This is a genomic window from Nostoc sp. DedQUE02, from assembly GCF_034531035.1.
Lineage (GTDB): Bacteria > Cyanobacteriota > Cyanobacteriia > Cyanobacteriales > Nostocaceae > Nostoc.
The window spans coordinates 62041-84017 of record NZ_JAVRBY020000032.1; the positions used below are offsets into that span (position 1 = coordinate 62041).

General features: G+C 42.5%; 14 protein-coding genes and 1 CRISPR repeat array. Of the genes, 4 read left to right on the plus strand and 10 right to left on the minus strand.

What is annotated here, in order from left to right:
• Window positions 1-187: 187 nt before the first annotated feature.
• Window positions 188-961 (minus strand): hypothetical protein, encoded by a 774-nt coding sequence (locus RMX98_RS22195; protein ID WP_322678781.1) that lies wholly within the window; start codon window positions 959-961, stop codon window positions 188-190.
• Window positions 962-1463: 502 nt separating this feature from the next.
• On the minus strand, window positions 1464-1871 hold the full coding sequence (locus RMX98_RS22200; RefSeq protein ID WP_322678782.1) for a hypothetical protein: 408 nt from the start codon (window positions 1869-1871) through the stop codon (window positions 1464-1466).
• Window positions 1872-1938: 67 nt separating this feature from the next.
• Here RMX98_RS22200 and RMX98_RS22205 point away from each other — a divergent pair, with 67 nt between their 5' ends.
• A complete protein-coding gene (locus tag RMX98_RS22205) occupies window positions 1939-2604 on the plus strand; it encodes a class I SAM-dependent methyltransferase (RefSeq protein ID WP_322678783.1) in 666 nt (221 codons plus the stop codon).
• A 37-nt stretch (window positions 2605-2641) separates the two neighbouring features.
• Here the strand turns inward: RMX98_RS22205 and RMX98_RS22210 are convergent, their stop codons facing one another.
• The 5 genes from RMX98_RS22210 to RMX98_RS22230 all read right to left on the minus strand — a co-directional run bounded on the left by RMX98_RS22210 (window position 2642) and on the right by RMX98_RS22230 (window position 12232).
• Window positions 2642-4336 (minus strand): fasciclin domain-containing protein, encoded by a 1695-nt coding sequence (locus tag RMX98_RS22210; protein ID WP_322678784.1) that lies wholly within the window; start codon window positions 4334-4336, stop codon window positions 2642-2644.
• A 742-nt stretch (window positions 4337-5078) separates the two neighbouring features.
• On the minus strand, window positions 5079-5606 hold the full coding sequence (locus tag RMX98_RS22215; RefSeq protein WP_322678785.1) for a GNAT family N-acetyltransferase: 528 nt from the start codon (window positions 5604-5606) through the stop codon (window positions 5079-5081).
• Window positions 5603-7288, minus strand: a complete 1686-nt coding sequence (locus RMX98_RS22220) for a M14 family metallopeptidase (RefSeq protein WP_322678786.1) — start codon at window positions 7286-7288, stop codon at window positions 5603-5605. Before RMX98_RS22220 ends, RMX98_RS22215 begins: the two co-directional genes overlap by 4 nt.
• A gap of 185 nt (window positions 7289-7473) precedes the next feature.
• A complete protein-coding gene (locus RMX98_RS22225) occupies window positions 7474-11253 on the minus strand; it encodes a CHAT domain-containing protein (protein ID WP_322678787.1) in 3780 nt (1259 codons plus the stop codon).
• A 292-nt stretch (window positions 11254-11545) separates the two neighbouring features.
• A complete protein-coding gene (locus RMX98_RS22230) occupies window positions 11546-12232 on the minus strand; it encodes a hypothetical protein (RefSeq protein ID WP_409881456.1) in 687 nt (228 codons plus the stop codon).
• 398 nt (window positions 12233-12630) lie between these two features.
• On the opposite strand from RMX98_RS22230, the gene RMX98_RS22235 reads away from it, so the two are divergent.
• Entirely contained in the window at window positions 12631-14691 is a 2061-nt protein-coding gene (locus RMX98_RS22235; protein WP_322678789.1) for a DNA polymerase III subunit gamma/tau, read from the plus strand.
• Between the two features lie 264 nt (window positions 14692-14955).
• Here RMX98_RS22235 and RMX98_RS22240 read toward each other — a convergent pair whose 3' ends face one another.
• From RMX98_RS22240 to RMX98_RS22250, 3 genes are all read right to left on the minus strand, one after another.
• Window positions 14956-15840 carry a hypothetical protein gene (locus RMX98_RS22240; protein WP_322678790.1) on the minus strand — a complete coding sequence of 295 codons (885 nt, stop codon included), beginning with the start codon at window positions 15838-15840 and terminating at the stop codon, window positions 14956-14958.
• A 70-nt stretch (window positions 15841-15910) separates the two neighbouring features.
• Window positions 15911-16504, minus strand: coding sequence for a DUF1517 domain-containing protein (locus RMX98_RS22245; RefSeq protein WP_322678791.1), 594 nt, complete (start codon window positions 16502-16504; stop codon window positions 15911-15913).
• Between the two features lie 368 nt (window positions 16505-16872).
• A complete protein-coding gene (locus RMX98_RS22250) occupies window positions 16873-18438 on the minus strand; it encodes a pentapeptide repeat-containing protein (protein WP_322678796.1) in 1566 nt (521 codons plus the stop codon).
• 69 nt (window positions 18439-18507) lie between these two features.
• Between RMX98_RS22250 and RMX98_RS22255 the strand changes: the two genes are divergently transcribed.
• A complete protein-coding gene (locus RMX98_RS22255; RefSeq protein WP_322678797.1) occupies window positions 18508-19347 on the plus strand; it encodes a prephenate/arogenate dehydrogenase in 840 nt (279 codons plus the stop codon).
• Window positions 19348-19624: 277 nt separating this feature from the next.
• Complete coding sequence (locus tag RMX98_RS22260) at window positions 19625-19918, plus strand: hypothetical protein (RefSeq protein ID WP_322678792.1); 294 nt, start codon at window positions 19625-19627, stop codon at window positions 19916-19918.
• Window positions 19919-20285: 367 nt separating this feature from the next.
• Window positions 20286-21863: a CRISPR direct-repeat array (repeat unit 37 nt; unit sequence ATTGCAATTTATCAAAATCCCTATTAGGGATTGAAAC).
• Window positions 21864-21977: the final 114 nt, after the last annotated feature.

Below are 21977 nucleotides of genomic sequence, written 5' to 3' on the forward strand. Positions count from 1 at the left end.
TAATAAAGTACTATTGGAAGTCATCAATCAAATTGTGTAAGCAAGAGAAATAGAAAACCTGGGTATTGCCAAAAAACGTTGTCAAAGCAAAACACAAGATAAATAATCGATAGCTGAAACGAGGAAAAAAGACAAAGCGTTGCTTTGGCGGGGTGGGATTCTTATTTTGGATTTATGCAAAAAGTAATTAAGCAGTCTTAAAAAATCGAATAATTTCGCGGACATGATCGAGAAATTGCCCATCGGTGGAAAGTTGTGCGATCGCATTTCTGGCTTCTCTCCCCAAACGCTCATGTTCAGTTTGATTTGTTGCTCGTAATTCTTCTAAATTAGCCGCAATTCGAGCTAAATCTCTGCGAGTCTCTTCAGCAAAACGTTGTTGAGTTGCGGATAAAGAATAGGGTTGTTCTGGGTTGAGTTGATCTTCCAAAGACTGGATTTTTTGTTCCAATATAGAGAAGCGATCGCGCAGTTCAAAAATATCTTCACGGGGATACTTCCATTCTTGGCGAATCATTGCTAATCGCGCATATAAATATTCATAAGCGCGAATCGCTGGACGCAGAATTGTTAATAACAAAGCTGCACCAGAACTTATATATCCCACCGTACTAATACCAGTGGCAGCAAGAGTATAAAGACCAACGGCTGAGAATAAGTGTAAAGCAATGGCAACCCAGAGCGATCGATTTGCCAAAAGTGTGACATACTTCACCTGTTTCTCATCGACTGGAATTCCTTTTTCAGTTGATTGTGCTGCTTCTGCTAAGACTTCTTTGGCTTGAAAATGCACATTCCACGGTACAGTAACAATTACCAACAGCCACCAAAAACTAGCGCCACCAATCACCCAATCAAGAAAGTTACCTGTAGGTATGTGCAACCATTGCAGTAAGCCAAAAGCCACCAGCACCGGAACCACAATTCCAATAATAGAACTGATGAAAAAGTTGATATACATCTTACCCTGTCTCCAGTGAAACTATACCTTGATCATGACTGTGCCCCAGCAGTTATACGTAAATACTTGTGCTGGTTTTTCTACTAGCACATATCCCACTGTACAGAATTAAAAATTTAAAAATCCTTCCTTAATGTTGTTCTTTTGCAACTACGACAGACTTAGCTTTATTTCTTGAACTTTTTAGTGTTAATTACAGATAAAAAATTTCTCTATGCGAAGACCTCGTATAGCGTTTCGTAATCATACAAGGTACATCATAGCCCCCTCATCGCTTGCTCTTAGGGGGTTGGGGGTGGGGTTGCTGTACCTCACAAGGGTAGAGAAACGCTATACCTTTGACTTCACAACAATAGCTCATGTGACCATTTACCAAAATTTGGAAGAGGCGGCGCAGAATTTTTGCCCTTATAAGAACATTTTAATTCATCAAGCAAAACGTTGATAAAAATGGTTTGCAATTCTTACGCAATCGAAAAAAAGCACTTTGAATAATGCAGTTTTACTCAACTAAATAACTACGCCAAATTGGTTGAGTATCTTTGCTACCTTTATCTGGAATTAGCGATCGCCAAGTTTTACCTTCTTGCTGAATTTGCAGGTAAATGTCAAAGGGTTGTTTTGGTTGCGTCAAGCGCCGTTTTGGTAGCTTGAGAATCAAGTCGTAGGTTCCCCGGACGTGGAAAGCTGGTAAATTTTCAATCGTTAGGGGTTGTTCTTGGGTAATTGATAGCCGTTTGATTTCAAATCCTTGAAAATCTAGATCCAATTGTTGGCTAAGTTTTTGTTGAGTTTGCTCTAGCCCAAGTGCGATCGCTTTTTGGACTAAATCGCTAGTCGGTAGCAGTCCAATACTGCCACAAGCTGTTACTAACACCAGCAATATCGCTGTCAAAACTAACCGCACCATATTATTCCTGAGATTCCCCTTATCAGCGATAGTATAACTGTAGAATGTCTTAATTCTCTGATCTATCATGCCAAAACAGTCTATAGGTCTTGATAACCAACTCTACAATTATCTTTTATCCGTTTCGCTGCGGGAACCGGAGATTCTTAGGAAGTTGCGCCAAGAAACCGCCAGCCATCGCCGGAGTGGAATGCAGATTTCACCAGAACAAGGGCAATTTATGAGCCTTCTGGTACAGTTAATTGGAGCGAAGAAAACCCTGGAAGTTGGAGTGTTTACGGGTTATAGCTCACTTTTTGTAGCTTTGGCACTACCGGCTGATGGGAAAATTATTGCTTGTGATGTGAGTGAAGAATTTACTGCGATCGCACAGAGGTATTGGCAGGAGGCTGGGGTTGCCGATAAAATCGATCTGCGATTAGCACCAGCTTTGGAAACTTTAGATCGGCTATTGGCAACTGGACAAGCCGAGACTTATGATTTTGCCTTTATTGATGCTGATAAAGAAAATTATGATGGATATTATGAGCGATCGCTGCAATTAGTGCGTCCAGGTGGATTGATAGCTATTGATAATGTTTTATGGTCTGGACAAGTAGCTGACGAGCAATATCAAGATGAAAGCACCCAAGCAATTCGGGCGCTCAACGAAAAGTTACATTATGACGAACGAGTTACTCTCTCCCTTGTCCCCATCGCTGATGGACTTACTTTAGCCATCAAGCGGCCCTAAGTATGAGCGCACATCTGTGCGCCCATAATATTAACTCTTAGAAGTTGTAGCCAAGTCCTAATTGTAGCCCTACATCAGTTTCATCCATAAAAGCAGCATTTACAGCGCCATTTAACGTAAATCGAGTACCGAGAGGAATGTCTACACCACCAGTTAGCAGTAATCCAAAATCAGTATCGAGATTAGCTTCTATGGCTACGCCAGCACCCAAATAAGGAGCTATAGCAAAGGTTCGTTGACCCACTTCAGCAGTTGCACGAGGAGTAAAATCCAGAGTCAAGGGAACCAAAAACAATGTATCATCCCCAAAGATTACTGCTGGTCGGACTGATATATTGCGTGTCAGACCAATTTTGCTGAACACTGAAAAGTTGGTGTCGCCTAAAGCTGTATCGCCACCGCTCAAACCAATGTTACCACCACCCCCGATGTAGCTAGGCCCACCAAGAGTAGTTCTACCTGGTCTAACCGGAGGCGTTGTACCATCTGTGTTTCCTGTTGGTGGCTGATTTAACTGACTGATGTTAACATCGGGCGGGATTAGGACTTGGTTAATTGCATGGATAACACCATTGCTAGCTTTAACGTCCGCCTGAAGAACTTTGGCATTATTCACCCCGACTTGATTGTTAGCGCGATCGATTTGAATATTTACAGGTCTTCCTTCATCGGTATTCAGTTCGCCAGCCGAGAGTTGAGCAGAAGTTACCGCACCAGGAACCACATGATATCTCAAAATCTTAATTAATGCTTCTCTATTTTCTGGTTGCTGTAACTGTTGCAAGGTAGCAGCAGGCAAAGCCGCAAATGCTTGGTCGGTGGGAGCGAAAACTGTATAAGGGCCTGCCTGTTGTAGAACACTTGCTAAACCCGATGAATTTAATAAAGAAGTCAGAGTGGTAAAAGAATTACTGGATGCAGCAAGAGAAACAATATCAGTACCAGTTTGAGGACTTCCAGCTACAATATACTGACTAGCTGGAAGATTGCTAGCAACGGGTTGCAACCGTCCTTGTTTAACTAAAGCTTGATATAAAAGTGCCGCGGCCTCAGCACGAGTTAGAGACTGCTGCGGATTGAGTTGTTTTACATCTGGGTAGTTGACGACAAGATTACCTAGTGTTGCTGCTGCCACACTGCCAACAGCGTACTCTGGGATAGCTGAAGCGTCGTTGTAGTAAGTGCTGAGAGTACTTGTATCGCCACCAGACAAACCCAAGCCATTACTTAAAGCTACGATCCCCTGTACTCTGGGTATTTGTTGATTTGGTCTAAACACGTTCCCAGGATAGCCTGCCAAAAATCCGGTTTCGTAGGCACTTTGAATTGCAGAAGCCGCCCAATAGCCAGCAGGAACATCACTAAATCCACCTGCACTTAATTGCCTAACTCGGTTTTGGTTACTAAAAGCTTTTTGAATCAAAGCGGCAAATTCAGCACGAGTCACAGGTTGATTGGGTCTATAGCTGCCATCAGGAAAGCCACTAATTACGTTATTGTCAGCTAAAACTTGAATGAAGGGACGCGCCCAATAATCTGAAGAAACATCAGTCAAGTTAACTGTTGAAGTTGGTGCTGGTGTCGCAGATGGAGTAGTAGACGGAGTAGTAGATGGAACGGTACTTTGGGATAAAGCTGGGGTAGAAATTACGATGGGACTTATTGTAGCAGTGGTCATTCCCAGAACTAGCAAAGCAACCTTTGTTGATGACCAACGAAACGAACTAGACATGGAAATATCCTCTTTTCAATTTTTTGGGTTGACTATTGGAAAATACTGGATGCAAGGTTAAGTAAATACAAATATCCAGATGATTATTTGGTTTGCCTCGATATGGAAACCAGAAATGAAACCCGTTAAATCGGGAAAATCCAAACGCGGGACATTATGAGTAGCTGCTTTGACATCTCATAAGATTTGTCCCTATCTCCACCCCAAATGGTATATGATTCCTATTTGTTTTTTAAAAAACCGCAGATCGCACTAAAGATAAGTAGGCATACTGTGGTAATATGGGAGATTGCAACAATAAAGATAGTTAATGCAAGTAGGCGATTTTATTAGTTCTAAAATTGCAGTCAAGCAGTAAAATAATTGGCCTTTAATAGCCGTCTCTTTATAATTGCAGACGAGGGTTAATGCCGTCAAGCTCAATGCATCATCATATCTAGTAAGATTTAAGAAATAAAATGTGTCTTGACGATATGATGTATTATTAGCGTTTAATCTAGAATATACAACTAACTCAAGGCTGGATTTTCAAAGAAAAATTTTCACTCTTTAGATAGTTGCACCTGATGATAAATTTGAAAATACTAGACTGGAAATTAGCGATCGCAATCAAAAATTTCAAGCCTGATTCCGCCAAGATTTCTGCCTAAGAATTAAGTTTTTTGCAAAAGACAATTTTATGAAAAGGAATCCAAACATAAACTAGGCTTTTTAAAAGCTGTCTAATCTGTATAAATTTTGCTCATAACTCCTTTGGAGGTAGGGCAACAAATCCGGTTTTTACTCCACGCTTAAACCCTGCTTTTTCATAGAAGTGCAAAGTCTCCTCGCGTTTTGAGCCACTGAGGAGCATCACTTTGTAACACTGTTGCTGCCATGCTAAAGCTAAAGCATAATGCAGTACTTGTGTACCTAATCCCTGCCGTCGATAATCGAAATGAGTGACAACATTTTCAATAATCCCGTATGGGCGTGCGCCACGCGTCAAATTGGGAACAATCGTTAAATTACATGTTGCTACTAACTGGTTATCAACATCAGCAACAATGTAATACAAACGGGGATCACGTAAAATCGTATCCCAGATGGATTGTAAAATATCGTCAGCAGGTAGAGGCGCATCAACGGGATTTAAGTGGTTATATAAAGCCAAAAGTTGAGGAAGTTCGTCGCGTGTAATCAGGCGAACGGTAATTATAGGTTTAGACAAAGATGTATTAGGGTAATTATGCCAGGAAGTATGTTTGACAATTTCAAATGTCAAAATCATGGGAATGTCAATTCAGTGCGAACCACTCCAGCGCGTTCATGACGGGCTAGCAGTTTAACTGTGCTACCTTGAGGCACACGCACCACCCATTCCACCTTCGCCCGATCCTTGGTAGGATCGCTTTGCCGCCTAATGGGAGTTGAAGGCTTGTAGGCTCGTCCTTCTAATTGACCTAACTCTTCACGGGGCTTACCCGTTACTAAAGTTCCCCCAGAAGGCAGTTCAATTTCACAGATACAGCCCCGCACCAGCTTTTTTTCTAAGGCTTTTTGGGTGACGTTGGTGGGCAACCAGCCTGTGTTATGCACAACTAATTGCACCCGATAAGTATCATCACCCAAGCTGTGGATGCTGGCTTCGTAAATCTCTAAACGCGGAGATATCAACAGATGCCAAACCAGCCATTCTGGGAAGAGGGCTATTTCTTTCTCCAGAAATTCAGGGGGTGGATTTGTCCAAGCGTACATGGTATCCCAGCCACCTAGTTCAATCTGACCGAGTTGGGGATGCTGGAAGGGATACCAATCAACGTAGCCTTTGCCTGCAAGTTTTTCATCGTTCCAACGCAGCAACTTCAAGTCATCTTCTATAGGGTGTTCTCGCTGCCAATCGATGTATTTATAATCATTAATTCCAGCTTGGCGCTGCGGACTCCAGACTTCTACTGTCCAGGCAAATAGACCTTGGTATTCATAAGCCCAATCGTCGAATGTACCTGTAATTACGTCTTTGGGGTCATAGCGGAAATCATGAAAGGCAGAGATGGCTGGGTATTGAGTAAGTTCAGTACCTTTTGCGCCAATGCGTTGATAAGTGCGGAGGTCATTGACGGGGAATTCGTCATCGCTGAGGTGGGTGTAGGGACGGATGAGAACACCGCTAAAGGTATGAAAGGCGATCGCTCCTGTAATATTAGGATGTGTAGTGATAAATTGAACTAGCGATCGCACTTCTATTTCAGATGTAGGATAAGGGCCAGACCCCGATTGCTCAGATTCCTGCCGCCACAAAAATGGAAAATTCCGGTTTAAATCTAGCCCTTGCTTAGAAGGCTGAATTTGAATCTGAACTCCGTCATAATTTTCTATATTTCCTTCTGGTAGTACACGATAATACTGACCACCTGTTTCTGTTGGTTCGCGTCGTACTAGCAGGCGAGGTTCGCTAGAAGAGACTTTCCAAGCCCCATTAGCATCGGGGATTCGCATCAGTAAAATCCGACCATCGCCATCGATATCTTCCATCACTAATCCATCGTTGCCTTCTTCATCATGGGGATAGGGACGAGTACCAGAGCGAATAAATTTCGGTTTGTCAGCCAATGCCAACTCCGCACCATCAGGATTAACACGGGGGCAAATGTAGAAGGTGCGGCTATCCAAACAACGGGTAATTTCTGGGTGAGTACCGTAAGCTGTAACTAACGTTTGCAAGAGATATAAGCAAACACTTGACGGTGCTAGTTCTGTGGCGTGGATGTTCCCATCAACCCAAAGGGCAGGTTTTTCTTGATGTGCGCCACTGGCAAAGTTGGTAACTGTCAATAGCCAGATGTCACGTCCTTCGTAACTCTTGCCAATGCTTTCTATGCGTACTAGCTGGGGAAATTCTTTCGCATAACTTTGTAGAATGCTTGTCAGGTCTTCATAACGATAGTATTTATCAAACCTAACATCTGGCATAACAAACCCTCCATATCGCAAATCTAAAACCCAAAATTATTTGACTCATACTTGATTTTTGAAAAAATTCAGTACAACTCAAAGAGGCTTCTTGACTATTGCCCATTGCCCATTGCCTATTGCCTCCTACGCAAATAAGTTGATAAATCAAATAGAATTGCTATATTTGACTAAGTTTGAAAAGATTAATTCGGCTTACCCGTAATCGTGAATGCTGCCCAGTAATAAGGATGATTATAAAGATTTTTATCTGATGCCATTTTACTATTTCTATATAACTGCGTCGCTAAATAAGTTTGAATTCTTACTTCCTCTGGATGCAGATTATTTAAAATATCTTCATACCATTTTGTTAGTTCTCCAGCAGTTAGTTCTTTCAGCCATCGTGTGGCTTCTGCTAAGGCAGTAATTGCAGATTTATTGGGCTGTAATCGTCGGTAAAACTCAATCATTACCAAGGCACTAGCCGAAGATTCTACACTCCAGAGAGTACTCACTACATGAGGTACGCCTTGACTCACAAAAGCACTAACTAAGCTCACATATTCGCTGCTGATAATATGGTTGCTAGTACTGAAGTTTTCACAGGCAGAGAGGGTAATCAGATTGTAACTTCCTAGATTTCGTTGACAGATTTCATCTAAAGTAAGTCTGTCTTCACCTGCTAATGCTAATTCTGATTTTTTGGGTTCAACTAAATTATTAGTGACATGACCCGTAAAATGCAAAATGTTGTAATTATCAGATAAGGCATTTTCGACAATGGTTTTCGTAGCTTCTGCCCCCTGAATTCGCTGGATATTATTGAACATCTGACTAACAATTTCAGACTCCAATTTGGCAAATTTAAGTGTCGGATAACCTGTACTTTCAGGATGTTCAACACTAAGCAAAAACTTGTTTTGCCACTGCCAAATATCCTCAGTTCTGATTGATAAACCTATTTGGGCACTAGGTAGATAGGTGACGCTGAAATTTGATTCCACATTGGGTAACTCTTCCGAAGATGGGGAAGAAAGATGGAAAAGTGTATGAATGGGTAATCTGTACAAGTCACGATGAGGAATTAAAACTAGTTCAGTAATACCTTCAAGTTCCTGTGCAATTGTGGAAATATTCAGGATTTCATACAGTTGCAACAGTTTCTCTTCCATATCAACTCGCCAAGAATGCTGACTTTTACTATCTTTGTCTTGGGCCGTACTGCGATATTCTTGGTATTGTTGATGCCAATCTTCTAGCCAAATTTCAAATTCAATTAGGCGCTGCACTGCTTCGGGTAGAGGCAATTCATTCAGACGAATAGCATCTTCTCCTAAAGGTATTACCCCAGTATCTTGCATGGGTGTAAACAGGAGAATTGGTGATGGTGCTTGGTCTTTGAGAATGAAAGTATGTAGGGCAACTGGACTAATATGCCAGTAAATAATTGCTGTTGTGGGATTGAATAGTTGTTGAATTGCGCCATAATAAGGCGAGTAAATATTATCATTCCAGCCAGAAAGTAACCAGTTTAAACAAGCATTTTTACCTTGTTCGGCAATTTCCCAAGCTTCTACTAAATCACCCGACTCTACAGCTAAATCAACTGCCAATTGATCGAAGCCGGCAAATTTCAGAGCTAGCTGTTTTTTACTTTCGTCTGAGCGAGTTTCTTCACTCAGTAATTGTCGCAATAAATCTGTCCCACGTTGCAGCAATTCTTGAACTTGTGTTGTGTGTCCCAAACCCATTAAGACTTTGCTTAGAGATTGTAAAACCTCTAAGTGCAACTGGGGAAAATATTCTAGTGTCAGGGTTAACAGCGCCTGATGGTACTCAGATGCAGCTTTGCGCCAATAATCGCGGGGATTGGTATGTTTCTTACCTTGCTCATAGTAAGTATTAGCGATCGCAAAATGCAATCTACCCCAACCTTCGGGGTGGGTATCTGTCCGCAGATGCTTTAACCCTTCTTCGTAGCTGGCTAATTTTCCTTCGTAGCCACCCTGTTGTAAGGCGGGATTTGTCGCGATGATACTACTCGATAAGTTCAGCAATGTATCAGAATCTACTAAATGACCGATCGCAGTTCCCCGACCAATCCAAGCTTCCCAATAATCTTGTTTAATTTGCAAAGCGTTGTCATAACAGGCGATCGCTTCGGCAAATTGTTCTAAATAAAACAATGCTACTGCCTGATTATACCAAGCTAAGTGGAAGTCGGGTTTAATGGCGATCGCTTGCTGATAGGAGGCGATCGCTTCTTGTCTACGTCCTAAGTTGTCTAATGCTATACCCCGGTTGTACCAAGCTAAGTAGAAGTCGGCTTGAACCGAAAGTGCTTTATCCCAGGAAGCGATCGCTTCTGACCATCTTCCTAAATTAAACAGCACTACGCCTCGGTCTATCCAAACTTCATGGTACTCTGGGTCAATTTCTATTGCTCTGTCATAAGATATGATTGCTTCGGCAAATTGTTCGCTGACAGCTAGGGCTATGCCTCGGTGATACCAGTTTTCTTGGTCTTCTGGTTCGAGTTGCAAGGCTTGGTCATAACTAGCAATCGCTTCCGGTAGCCAACCCAATTTCAGCAGTGCCAAACCCTTGCTAGACCACGCTTCTTGGTAATCTGGTTTGATTTCTATAGCTTTATCAAAAGAAGCGATCGCTTCTTCAAAGTATCCTAATTCTCCGAGAGTTCCACCCCGGTTGTACCAAGCTTTGTAGAAGTCTGGTTTCAATCCTATGGCTGTTTCATAAGATGCGATCGCTTCTTCAAAACGTTCTAAATGGAATAGCGTTAAGCCTCGATTAAACCAATATTCTGAGAATTCGGGTTGCATTTCAATTGCTTGGTCATAAGATGCGATCGCGCCTAACAAATCGCCTGTTTTGGCTTGCTGAAGACCTTGGTAAAACCACCCTTGAGCGTCGGTAATCAGATTATCGCTATGTCGCTCAATAATACCAGGGGAATTACTGCTTTGAACTGCCAAATCTGAAGCAAGTTGCTGGACTAAATTGGTACTTTGATCCAACCTCACCCACAACTCGTCTAAAGTATTAGCCACATTTGGCTCTAAATTCGTCAAAGTATTATCCCAGGTTTCCACAGAGGCAGACGTTGCTAATTCAGTCCTTTGTCTAGTGGAAAGGAGATTTGCTGGTGTTGTAATTTGAACAACTTTTTCATCGCCGAACCTCAGTTCGGCTAAAGAAGTGATTGAATCTTCTGCTGCGGGGAGAGGGACATTTTCAGGTATTGGGGTTTGGGCATTTTCAGTTTCATACTCCAATACCAGTTCCTCTAAATTTTCGGGCAATCTTTCTTCAAAAGAGGCATTTGGGGGTGTTGACGTTATTGGTTCAACATCTGGTACATCATATTCCCATAACTGTTCACCTAAGCTACGAATTAGCTCTTGTCCTGGAGAACTTGGGAAAATTTCTTCATCGGTGATGATTTCTTCGACATCTGGCTCATCATACTCCCATAACTGCTCGCCCAAATCGCGCAGCAGTTCTTGCCCAGGAGTGATTTCTAACTCATCTTGTGCCTGATTGTCCTGATACTCTATTTCTGTAGGTAAGTTTTGCATTAGCCGGATGCCAATGTCATAAGCAACATCTCCAATTCTGCCAACACCAAGTTCCCCCAATTGCACCATCTGGGTTGCTAAAAGAGGATTTGGTGTAGGTGAAGCTAGTAAGCTTTCACCAAACATCACCAACCAGTCTATCCAACGTTCAGCCGGAATGCGATATTCGATTCGTTGCAGATACCTCAATGCCCACTGTCGTCCTCGTGCTTGATGCACGCCTTCTAACAATTGGATAAACAATTGTTCCAAATCCGCATTGGTTAGTTCTGGTGGTACATCCACCAGATTACGTCCTCTCGCACCCTTGAGAGAACTATTCTGTTTACTTGCAATGAGGCGCTTTAAAAACCTTTTAAGCGACTGCGATATCCGCCTGAGCATCTGCCACACTCTTGGATTTTGTTTTTCTAGATTTTAGCCATCGTTGTCTTAAAAAAATCATCAATTACGTGAAAACCCATTAGATTCGGACAGCGCTTCCGTAGCAGGTTAGCAAAAAATATACAAATCTTCAAGAGCATAGCATTACAACGTTACAATTCCCAGATTTAGCTCTAGAATTTTGACTTTGCAAATTTTAGATTTCAGATTCTTTGGCTTCATAACAGAGTAACCTGCTACTAACATCTTTGTGAATGACACAAATCTAAAATCTGTTGACTCTACGAAGCAGTTAATTTTCTGTTTGCTCTGTAGTCGATTCACCACCGGGATATAATTGACTAATCAATGCCTGCACAAGCACTTGTGGATCATCTGTTTCAACGGCAAGCTGTTGGGCAATCTGCTGGCGTAAGTTTTCATCCTCCTGTAACATTACAAACAACTCTTCTAGGGTGACAGTTTGGTATTCTCCCTCCGGGGGGTTCTCTGGTGCATCTGCTGACTCTGAGACTGGGGTCGTTGGCTCAGAGGGCAAAGTTGTGCTAACAGTATCTGGCCCTTCATATTCCCAAATTGGTTCGCCTTGATTGCGTGTCAACAACTGCATCCCAATACTATAGGCAACATCTCCAATTTCTCCAATGCCTAACTCACCCAATTGCACTAACCGCGCAGCCATTTCATTATTAGGTGTTGGTGATGCCAGCAATTTGTCGCCAAAGCGCCTTAACCACTCAACCCAGCGTTCAGTTGGGATACGATGTTCGATATTATTCAGCCACTTCTGGGCCCATGCTTCCCCTCGTGCTTGATGTACTCCTTGCAACAGTTCGTTGAAGAGAAATTCCAGATCCGTATCGCTTAGGGGTGGCGCTGGTTCTTTTTGGACATTTCCCCTAGATTTTGAGGCAGTCTGTTTTCCACCAAACAAGCTCTGAAAAAGCTTTTTGAGCCATTGAAATAGCCGCTTGAGCATCTGCTGCACCATCGAGTTTTGCTTATCTATAAAATTGTAGCGATCGCACTGGAGTATGGCGTTAGTTCAGTCAATAAAACGTATAGTCATTGGGCATTGGGCACTTGTACTGAGCGTAGTCGAAGTATTGGGCATTGGATAATTCCCCTAGTCCCCATCTCAATAGAACAAATGTACTAAATGATATGCTATAATTCCGATACATTGATGTTGAAATCATAGTAAAGGATAAGCTCTGGCTACAAGTTTCCTGAGTGCCAAAATTTACGGCATTAGTTGAGTCTTGGGCTATGGCAACATCGATCAACAAAGCAGGTACGAGAGTTTAAAATAATTGAATCCTAAACTCGACTCGGTGCTACTAATCAACATTGAAAGGCATTGAAGTCTATTTTTCCATGTCTTACGAACCCCTGCACCACAAATATCGCCCCAAAAGTTTTGCTGAACTGGTGGGCCAAGAGGCGATCGCGACCACCCTCACGAACGCGATCGGCACATCTAAAATCGCCCCCGCCTATTTATTTACTGGGCCTAGAGGTACGGGGAAAACTTCTAGTGCCCGGATTCTGGCCAAATCCCTCAATTGTCTCAAAGGTGATAAGCCCACGGCTGAACCCTGCGGGGTGTGTGAAGTTTGTCAGGGAATCACTAAGGGCTATGCCTTAGATGTAATTGAAATCGATGCCGCTAGCAACACTGGTGTCGATAATATCCGTGAGTTGATTGAAAAAGCCCAGTTTGCTCCTGTACAGTGTCGCTACAAGGTTTATGTAATCGATGAGTGCCACATGCTCAGTACCCAGGCATTCAATGCGCTACTTAAGACACTAGAGGAACCACCGAGACACGTGGTTTTTGTATTGGCGACAACAGACCCGCAACGGGTTTTACCAACGATTATTTCACGCTGTCAAAGGTTTGATTTTAGACGGATTCAGTTAGAGGCGATGGTGAAGCATTTAAGTGCGATCGCCTTTAAAGAAAACATTCATATTTCGCCCGATGCCGTAACCCTCATAGCCCAACTTTCTCAGGGAGGGTTGCGGGATGCCGAAAGTTTGCTCGACCAATTGGGTTTGTTAGCGGGTGAAGTGACACCGGATCGAGTTTGGGATTTGGTTGGCACAGTGAGCGAACAGGACTTGCTGGGGCTGTTAAATGCGATCGCTCAAGATAAACCGGAAGCAGTTCTGGACTGTACCCACTATATTTTAGATCGTGGTCGAGAACCTCTAACTATTCTGCAAAATCTCGCCGCTTTTTACCGCGATTTACTCATAGCTAAAACAGCACCCAACCGCCACGATTTGGTTGCTTGTACTCAGCAAACCTGGACAGCGCTAGTTGAGTTTGCTCAATACTTCGATATGAGCGTGATTTTGGCAGGACAGAAACACTTGCGAGAAGCTGAAGTACAAATTAAAAACACCACCCAGCCGCGTTTGTGGTTGGAAGTAACATTACTAGGATTGTTACCCAGTGCAACGAATATTCAGCCACAAGCCCCAAGTATTGCACCGCGAGTTAACCCACCTGCTGTATCTCCCAATTATTCTCCAGCAGTTGCCCAAAATCACCCAGTCTCTTCTGTACCTGTAGCTGAACCGCAAACAAATCATAATTCTGCATCTGCCAATCACCAAGCGGCTGCCCAAAATCAGCCCGTCACTTCATCTCCACCAGTTGAACGACAAACGAATCACAATTCTGCTGCTAACTCAGTTTCACCACCAACCCCAGAACCTGTATCTGTACTCGTGTCACCTGCGAACCTTGAACCAGTAACTTCAGAAGTTGTTGCCGAAGCAGAATATGACTTAACTCAGATTTGGCAACAGGTGCTTGCCAACCTCCAGCCAAAATCAAGGCAAGAAATGCTGCGTCAAATGAGCCAACTCATAGAGTTCGACGGTGTTGTGGCTCGAATTGCGATTAAACAGGCATGGTATGACAAGGGGAAATCTTATCTACCGATGATTACGGCAGCTTTTCAACAGACTTTTCAGCGTGAAATCCAGATAAATATAGAAAAAGGAACTTCTTCAAACTCTAACTCAGCCAAAAAAAGTTCTCCCCTAAAAGATTCTACTCGCTCTCAGCAACCACCAACTCCTAGTTACAACCAGCAAATTCCGCCTCCAGCGCCAGTACCGCAGCCAACCACGCCACCGCCAGCACCACTAAAAACCGAGTCGGCAGCAAACTACGGAAATGGGGTAAATGGAAATGGGGCAAATAGAAATGGGGCAAATGGAAATAGGGTACAAGCTTTGCCTCCACCACCAAAGCCGACACCCGTACCTGATTGGGAACCTGACGAAGTTGCGATCGCAGCTCAACGTGTAGCAGAATTTTTCAACGGACAAATTATCCGGTTTGCAGATGATTTTCCAGAATTCTCCGACTCTATAACCACACCTGAGTGGGTAGAAGAATCAGAAGTTGATGATGAATAAAGAGAAGCCGCAGGGTTAATTTGTTTCCCTCCCAATACTTTTCGGATAAGGGTTGAGTCGTCCCAAATTCAGATCCCCCCGCCTACGGCGACCCCCTTAAAAAGGGGGTAAAAGAGGGTTAGAAGCCCCCCTTTTTTAAGGGGGGTTGGGGGGATCTGCAACGACTAATTGCGCTAACCGAGAAGTATTGGTTTCCCTGCGACTTCTTTGTGCAATAGACTACCTTTAATTTTTAGGCAGTCTATTTATTTAATTTGAAATTTCCTAACGGCGTCTGCTACCAAAACCAGTTGAGCGACGGGGTGCTGAACTACGTCCACTACCAAAACTACTACCAGAATTGCGTCTGGTAGTGCTGGAGTTACCAGAGGGTCGCAACGTACTACCACCAAAACCAGAGCCAGAAGGACGGTTATTACCTGTAGTGCTACGCGGTACATTGCGTATATTTGAATTTCCAGGATATGACCTTCTAATTGTCCCTGTATTGCGGAATGCAGTCCGATTTGTCACGGCTGCGGGTGGCGCATTGTAGCGAGTTTGATAGCTTTGAACTGCTTGGCCATAGCTTCCGCCATATCCACCGAAGCCACTTAATCCTTGTCCTGATTGATAGACTGGGGGTACATAATACTGTGGTCTAAACAACATACTACCAATTGCCTGACCAGCCAAGCTACCTGCCACAGATCCAGCAAATGGTGCCCAGAAGTTGTTTTCTCGACGGACTACAACGGTCTCTTGTTGTCCTGTTTGGGGATTGGTTTTATTCTCGGTAACGTTGTGAACGTACTCAATTTTAAAATCTTCCGTCAGATATAAAATTGGTTGTCCTTTTTCTACCTTTAGATAGGATTTCTTACCCTGCTTGATTTCATCATCAGTTAACCGTGCCATTTGCAAATTTTCGGTTACAAAGGTCGGGGGATTATTGTTAAGTAAAAACAAGCTGTACTCACCACTTGCATCGTCATAAGTAGCTTGTTGTATTTGATACTGCCCGTCACTCAGCTTGGTGTTATTAGAGGTTTGGCTAACGTTCTTGGTTGGAGGAGTAGTTTGGTTTCCTCCACCACAAGCGACAGTTGTCATACACAAACTCAGAGCTAAAAAAACGGCAGTAAATTTACGTACTATGGTCATGATCATTGGATTATTGTCCTATCTCTGAGCTTAACAATTTCTGGATGTGAGTAGTAAGTACGGACTACCCAACAGATTACAAAGGAATCAATTCTGGGTAATATTGCAACAGTTGATCGCTAGTGAGTTCATCGCCTAACTGTGCTGGTGAGAAATGTACTTGGATTGCTTTCAATCGATGTTTATAATGCAAGTTTATCAATGCTTTCAATCCTTCTTTGAGTGCCTGAGCGTTAGAAAGATCGGTTTCTAAGTCTGGCACTTCCCCTTCATAAGCTACTGTAATCATCACAATGACGTTGCGGGTTATAGGTATAGATAGAGGTTCATTCAATCCAGAGCCGGAATTGTAATCTGGTTCGCTGAGATATCTTTGGGCTGAGTCAGTAAATAATTCATTCACATAATCTCCCGCCTCGCCTTCATCCCAAAATACATCACCTTCGTTGGCAGCAGAAAGCCAATATTCATCATATTGCAGCAGGGTTTGGCTAATTTCTGCTAATCCTTCTCCCAAAACTTCTAAATCGCCATCGGCATCGATCGCATCTCGTCCAGCACTATTTAATACTCCTAAAATTGGTGCTACCTCACCTCCCCCTAAATGCAGAAATAGACGAAAGACTACATAGCGAGTTCGACCGATCATTTTATTAAAGGTATCGCGCATACTTTCCTCCAAAACAAAATTTTATTAGAACAGAATTCAGGAGTCAGGAGCCAGAATTCAGAATGATTTTTGTGCGACACTTCGACTAGACTCAGTGCATCGCTGGCGGATAAATCAAAGGGTTTAATACCCCCACTAAATCAAACGCAAGAGCGTTTCTGAAAGAGAAGATTTAGTGGTGCAACAATTCAGTGGCGGGTCTGAATACCCCACTGATAGCGTAGCAGTAGCGTTCGCGCAACGTCTCGTAGAGAGGCACGAGCGTCAAGATTGCTGACTCCTGTTAGCGGATAGCTAAGGTTTAGCCCATTCTGACTTCTGAATTCTTCTTCAATTTTGTCATTTATCCAATACTTAATGCCTTAAGATTAATGATTAATATAGTGAAATCCCTTGACAAAATCTATAACTATATCTAATGAAGGTAATATATTTTTTGTTGATTCACTGGATATATCATCATAAGCTGAAGCATTGAGAGCAGAGCGATTAATAAATCTTTTTCCAAAATTGGGATGGTCATAGACAATCAAAGTGTGGGCGCTGGAATTGGTTAAAACTATTTGGGTTGGGGCTTTACAAAAATTTAACTTTCCGGCGACTTCGATATTTTTTTTCATCTGTTTAATTGTTTTCGCCTGACTTATAGCTTGCTCTAAAATAATATTTAATTGTTTCACTATATGAGGCGATTTTAAATTTTGATTTGCAACAACTTCACTGTTAATGATTTCCACCAGACTAGAAATATTCTTTTGGATAGATGCTGCATCTAGAAAAGGAAGAATCACAATGTAAGCAGTGGAAAATAGTGCTTCATCGCTATCTACATGAAAGGTGAAAATAGTTCGACGACGACCACTTTCGATGCTTGGGGGTTGTTTTAGCCCTCGGTATTCTTGAGCAATTTGGTAGTAAGCACCAGCGATCGCAAAATTGGCTTCGTGTTCTAGGGCTGCATCAACAATAATCCGAATTGTTGGCGGTGTTTCGTTAAAAAAATCTCGTGACTCTTCAGAATGGAAGTTTTGGATAATCGAGCGATCGCCATTTGGGCTAAGATCGACCCATTCACAAACCATCCCTTCAGTTTTTAAACCAAACCTGGAGGTTGCATAAAGCTTGGCTCCAGTTAAAGTTGCTCCTGTTAAGTCAGCACCAATCCATTCCGCCCTAATTAATTTTGCCTGAGTTAAATTGGCGTGGACTAAACTTGTATTCGTTAAATTGGCATTGCTTAAATCTGCGCCTGTTAAATCAGCCCCGCTCAATTTTGCGGTGCTCAAATCTGCCCACCGGAGGTTCGCCCCGCTCAAATCTGCCCACCGGAGATTTGCCCCGCTCAAATCTGCCCCGCTCAAATTAGCATGGCTGAGATTGACTTGTCTAAGTTCGGCATCTCGCAAATTTGCGCCACTCAGGTCACAACGACTGAGGTCACTGGCATTTAAGTTAGCCATCTCTAAGTTGGCTCCGGTCAACGAAGCACCTCTTAAGACAGTCTCACTCAAGTTAGCGTGACGGAGATTTGCTTGGCGCAGTGTCGCTTCTCGCAAATCGGCACTGGTGAGGTCAGCTTCCAATAGATCGGCGCGACTAAGATCAGCGCGAATCAACTCGGCGCGGATCAATGAAGCTCCTCTGAGTTGAGCGCGACTGAGATCGGCTCGAATCAAATTAGCGACGTTGAGACTAGCGTTGTTCAAAATGGCGCTGCATAGATTCGCGCCACTGAGTCTAGCGACATTCAGCTTGGCATTGCTTAAGTTAGCTTCACTCAGATTTGCGCCACTCAGGTTGACTATACTCAAATTAGCTTCGCTAAGATTCACGCCACTGAGTTTGACCCCGCTTAGATTGGCTTCCGCGAGGTCAACACCACTAAAGTTTAAGACTCCTGCTGTGTATTGTTCCAATAATTCCTCTACAGTCATTGATGCTACCCCTTGGATGCCAACTTTAATAGTTGGTAAAGTCATAAAAACGGAATGTCAAAATCAAAAATGAATATTGGAATTTTAGGACTGGGATTGATCGGCGGATCTTTGGGTTTTGATTTGCGATCGCAAGGACATCATATCTTAGGAGTTAGCCGCCGTGAAACCACTTGTGAAAAGGCAGTTACCATCGGCAGTGTTGATGAAGCATCAGTCGATCTGAGCCTGTTAGCAGCCGCAGAAGTTGTATTTATTTGTACACCTCTAGCCCTTATTGTGCCCCAATTTGAACAGTTAATCGCTCATTTGTCTGCGACTACAGTCGTGACTGATGTGGGTTCGGCGAAAGCACAGATAGTCAAGGATATTTCTCCCCTCTGGAATAATTTTATTGGCGGTCATCCAATGGCGGGAAGAACAGATAGTGGAATAGAAGCTGCACAACGGCATTTATTTGTCGATAAACCTTATGTTTTAACACCGATAGCTACAACACCAACTAGTGCAATTACGGTTGTAGAAGAAATTGTGCGATCGCTAGGAGCAAATATTTATTATTGTCAACCAGAGCAACATGACTGCGCTGTTAGTTGGATTTCCCATTTACCTGTAATGGTCAGTTCCTCATTGATTGCTGCTTGTTTGAGTGAAACTGACTCCGATGTTTTGCAATTAGCCCAAAAATTAGCTAGCTCAGGTTTTCGCGATACCAGTCGTGTCGGTGGTGGGAATCCAGAGTTGGGCGTGATGATGGCGCGGTATAATCGTCAAGCATTGCTGCGATCGCTGCAACAATATCGGCACAATCTTGATGAGTTGACTAACTTAATTGAGCAAGAAAATTGGGCAGTTTTAGAAGAAAAATTTAAATCAAGGCAACAAGCACGAGCTGATTTTGTTGAATAGTTGTCGGGTGCGTTCAGCTATGGATAACGCACCCATTTTCAGATTTGGTGGGAGTACAAAAACTCCGGTTATTCATCCGCTTTTTCGGTCAAAATACCAAACTGAATTCTGACTCACCTCGACTCCTTTCGACTCCTTTCGACTTCGCTCAAGGCAAGTCGCTCGGCGGCCACCTGACTCCTGAATTCTGTTCGATAAAATCCTTAAAAAATGCTACTTTACAGTTTGACAGTCACCAAACCGATGTAATATACAGATAAATTTACAAAAATCAACAATGGTAGAACGTCCAATCAAAAAATCGGAACGTCAGGCTAAAGAAAATACTGACAACAATTCCGAAAATTCGGATTCTGTAACTCCTATTGAATCCAACCCCAAAAGCTCAAAACCGACCCGTAATCGGTCGTCTGACAAAGAGAGAAAAGCATCATTAGGAGATGAAAAAAGGCAGCAGGGGAATCCGGCGCTAGCGCGTGGCCCCAAACCGGTTAAACCTCCAGTCGCCAAAGCCAAAACAGAAGAACTTGAAACCGAATCGGAACCTACATCTGAGGAGTCTCAAGACTAAATATTACAAGTGTTGTATGTGATGTGGGAGGCTATAAGTAAATGAAGACTGGGATTTCTGGCTTTGAAGGCAGCGATCGCGCCCCCCATCACCATTAGGTTATTCTGATGTCAAATGCGCGAATGGGTAGGTGTACAAATTTCACATCCCCAAAAAAGTGATTCTATTTCAACGCCAGCAAGCATTTCACCCCATTAATCACCCAATTTTTATCCGCGCAATCTCTGAAATGCTTACAAATACTAGGTGTCAGCCTTTGACCTTTACCGACACTCTTACCAAAAAAATTTTCTGATGCTATGATTGCTTTAGATTCGCGCAACCGCACCTTGAAAACTAAATACAGCTTGGCTTTCAGGCTCCTGCCATTGCAATTTATCAAAATCCCTATTAGGGATTGAAACCCAGTAGCCCCCCTAGCTACAAGTAGCCGCCAAAATTGCAATTTATCAAAATCCCTATTAGGGATTGAAACCTCATCAGCACCAATACATAACGTCTGGGTAACTTTAAATTGCAATTTATCAAAATCCCTATTAGGGATTGAAACTAAAGTATCTACTGACTGATTTACCAATAATCTTTAGTTGCTCATCAACAATTGCAATTTATCAAAATCCCTATTAGGGATTGAAACTAAAGTATCTACTGACTGCCTGGCAGCCTATTTAATTGCAATTTATCAAAATCCCTATTAGGGATTGAAACTTAGAGGGAATATCTTTCTATTCCCTCAGTATAATTGCAATTTATCAAAATCCCTATTAGGGATTGAAACAGTTGTGGACTTGCCACCCTTTGACGCGTCAATTCACATTGCAATTTATCAAAATCCCTATTAGGGATTGAAACCTTCCACCAGGGTACTAAGTGGAATGAATCAGGCAAAACATTGCAATTTATCAAAATCCCTATTAGGGATTGAAACTGGAGAACAAACACGCGATTCTGAAGCACACCAACCCATTGCAATTTATCAAAATCCCTATTAGGGATTGAAACCAATCTTGTCTAGTTGCCCCTGTAAGTTACCCAGATTGCAATTTATCAAAATCCCTATTAGGGATTGAAACTAATGGGTTAGGAGGGGCTTGCACCCTCTGGATATCTTTGTTATTGCAATTTATCAAAATCCCTATTAGGGATTGAAACTTCAATAGACTTTTTGGTGTACAGCCGTAGCTCAATTGCAATTTATCAAAATCCCTATTAGGGATTGAAACGTTTACTTTATTTAGCTATCACTGGTACTGGTGGATTGCAATTTATCAAAATCCCTATTAGGGATTGAAACTAAAAATAAGAAAAGGAAAAAACCCGCGCTAATTAAAATTGCAATTTATCAAAATCCCTATTAGGGATTGAAACAATAAACCGGAGGGGGTTCCCCTGAGCGAAGTCGATATTGCAATTTATCAAAATCCCTATTAGGGATTGAAACTATACACCACAGTGCAATTGTTTACCTATTGGAAAAATTGCAATTTATCAAAATCCCTATTAGGGATTGAAACAATATCGCTGGCATTAATATCACAGAGGCTGAGATTGCAATTTATCAAAATCCCTATTAGGGATTGAAACAGATACCCATTAAACCAATCTCCAAACAATGCGATTGCTATTGCAATTTATCAAAATCCCTATTAGGGATTGAAACTACACTTTGGGTTGGCTGAGTATCCTGGTGTAATTGCAATTTATCAAAATCCCTATTAGGGATTGAAACACGTACTAGGTCAACATTGTTCCATTTGAGTGCTAATTGCAATTTATCAAAATCCCTATTAGGGATTGAAACTGGTAAACAAACAGTCATCTTACAAGATGGCTTCTATTGCAATTTATCAAAATCCCTATTAGGGATTGAAACGTTTCCTTCACCCAATTTAAAGCTGATACGTTGGGATTGCAATTTATCAAAATCCCTATTAGGGATTGAAACAAAATCGCTGAACGTGCGGCTAGTTAACCCTATTATTGCCAGGACTTACGCAACTGTCACAAGCAATGGCGCGGTGTAGCCGCGCCGCGCGCCAAGCAACTACACGATAAACAT

Excerpts from the sequence above, each read along its gene's own strand:
- RMX98_RS22195 (WP_322678781.1), bottom strand. The coding sequence starts at position 961 with ATGTATATCAACTTTTTCATCAGTTCTATTATTGGAATTGTGGTTCCG.
- RMX98_RS22200 (WP_322678782.1), bottom strand. The coding sequence starts at position 1,871 with ATGGTGCGGTTAGTTTTGACAGCGATATTGCTGGTGTTAGTAACAGCT.
- RMX98_RS22205 (WP_322678783.1), top strand. The coding sequence starts at position 1,939 with ATGCCAAAACAGTCTATAGGTCTTGATAACCAACTCTACAATTATCTT.
- RMX98_RS22210 (WP_322678784.1), bottom strand. The coding sequence starts at position 4,336 with ATGTCTAGTTCGTTTCGTTGGTCATCAACAAAGGTTGCTTTGCTAGTT.
- RMX98_RS22215 (WP_322678785.1), bottom strand. The coding sequence starts at position 5,606 with ATGATTTTGACATTTGAAATTGTCAAACATACTTCCTGGCATAATTAC.
- RMX98_RS22220 (WP_322678786.1), bottom strand. The coding sequence starts at position 7,288 with ATGCCAGATGTTAGGTTTGATAAATACTATCGTTATGAAGACCTGACA.
- RMX98_RS22225 (WP_322678787.1), bottom strand. The coding sequence starts at position 11,253 with ATGCTCAGGCGGATATCGCAGTCGCTTAAAAGGTTTTTAAAGCGCCTC.
- RMX98_RS22230 (WP_409881456.1), bottom strand. The coding sequence starts at position 12,232 with ATGCTCAAGCGGCTATTTCAATGGCTCAAAAAGCTTTTTCAGAGCTTG.
- RMX98_RS22235 (WP_322678789.1), top strand. The coding sequence starts at position 12,631 with ATGTCTTACGAACCCCTGCACCACAAATATCGCCCCAAAAGTTTTGCT.
- RMX98_RS22240 (WP_322678790.1), bottom strand. The coding sequence starts at position 15,840 with ATGATCATGACCATAGTACGTAAATTTACTGCCGTTTTTTTAGCTCTG.
- RMX98_RS22245 (WP_322678791.1), bottom strand. The coding sequence starts at position 16,504 with ATGCGCGATACCTTTAATAAAATGATCGGTCGAACTCGCTATGTAGTC.
- RMX98_RS22250 (WP_322678796.1), bottom strand. The coding sequence starts at position 18,438 with ATGACTGTAGAGGAATTATTGGAACAATACACAGCAGGAGTCTTAAAC.
- RMX98_RS22255 (WP_322678797.1), top strand. The coding sequence starts at position 18,508 with ATGAATATTGGAATTTTAGGACTGGGATTGATCGGCGGATCTTTGGGT.
- RMX98_RS22260 (WP_322678792.1), top strand. The coding sequence starts at position 19,625 with ATGGTAGAACGTCCAATCAAAAAATCGGAACGTCAGGCTAAAGAAAAT.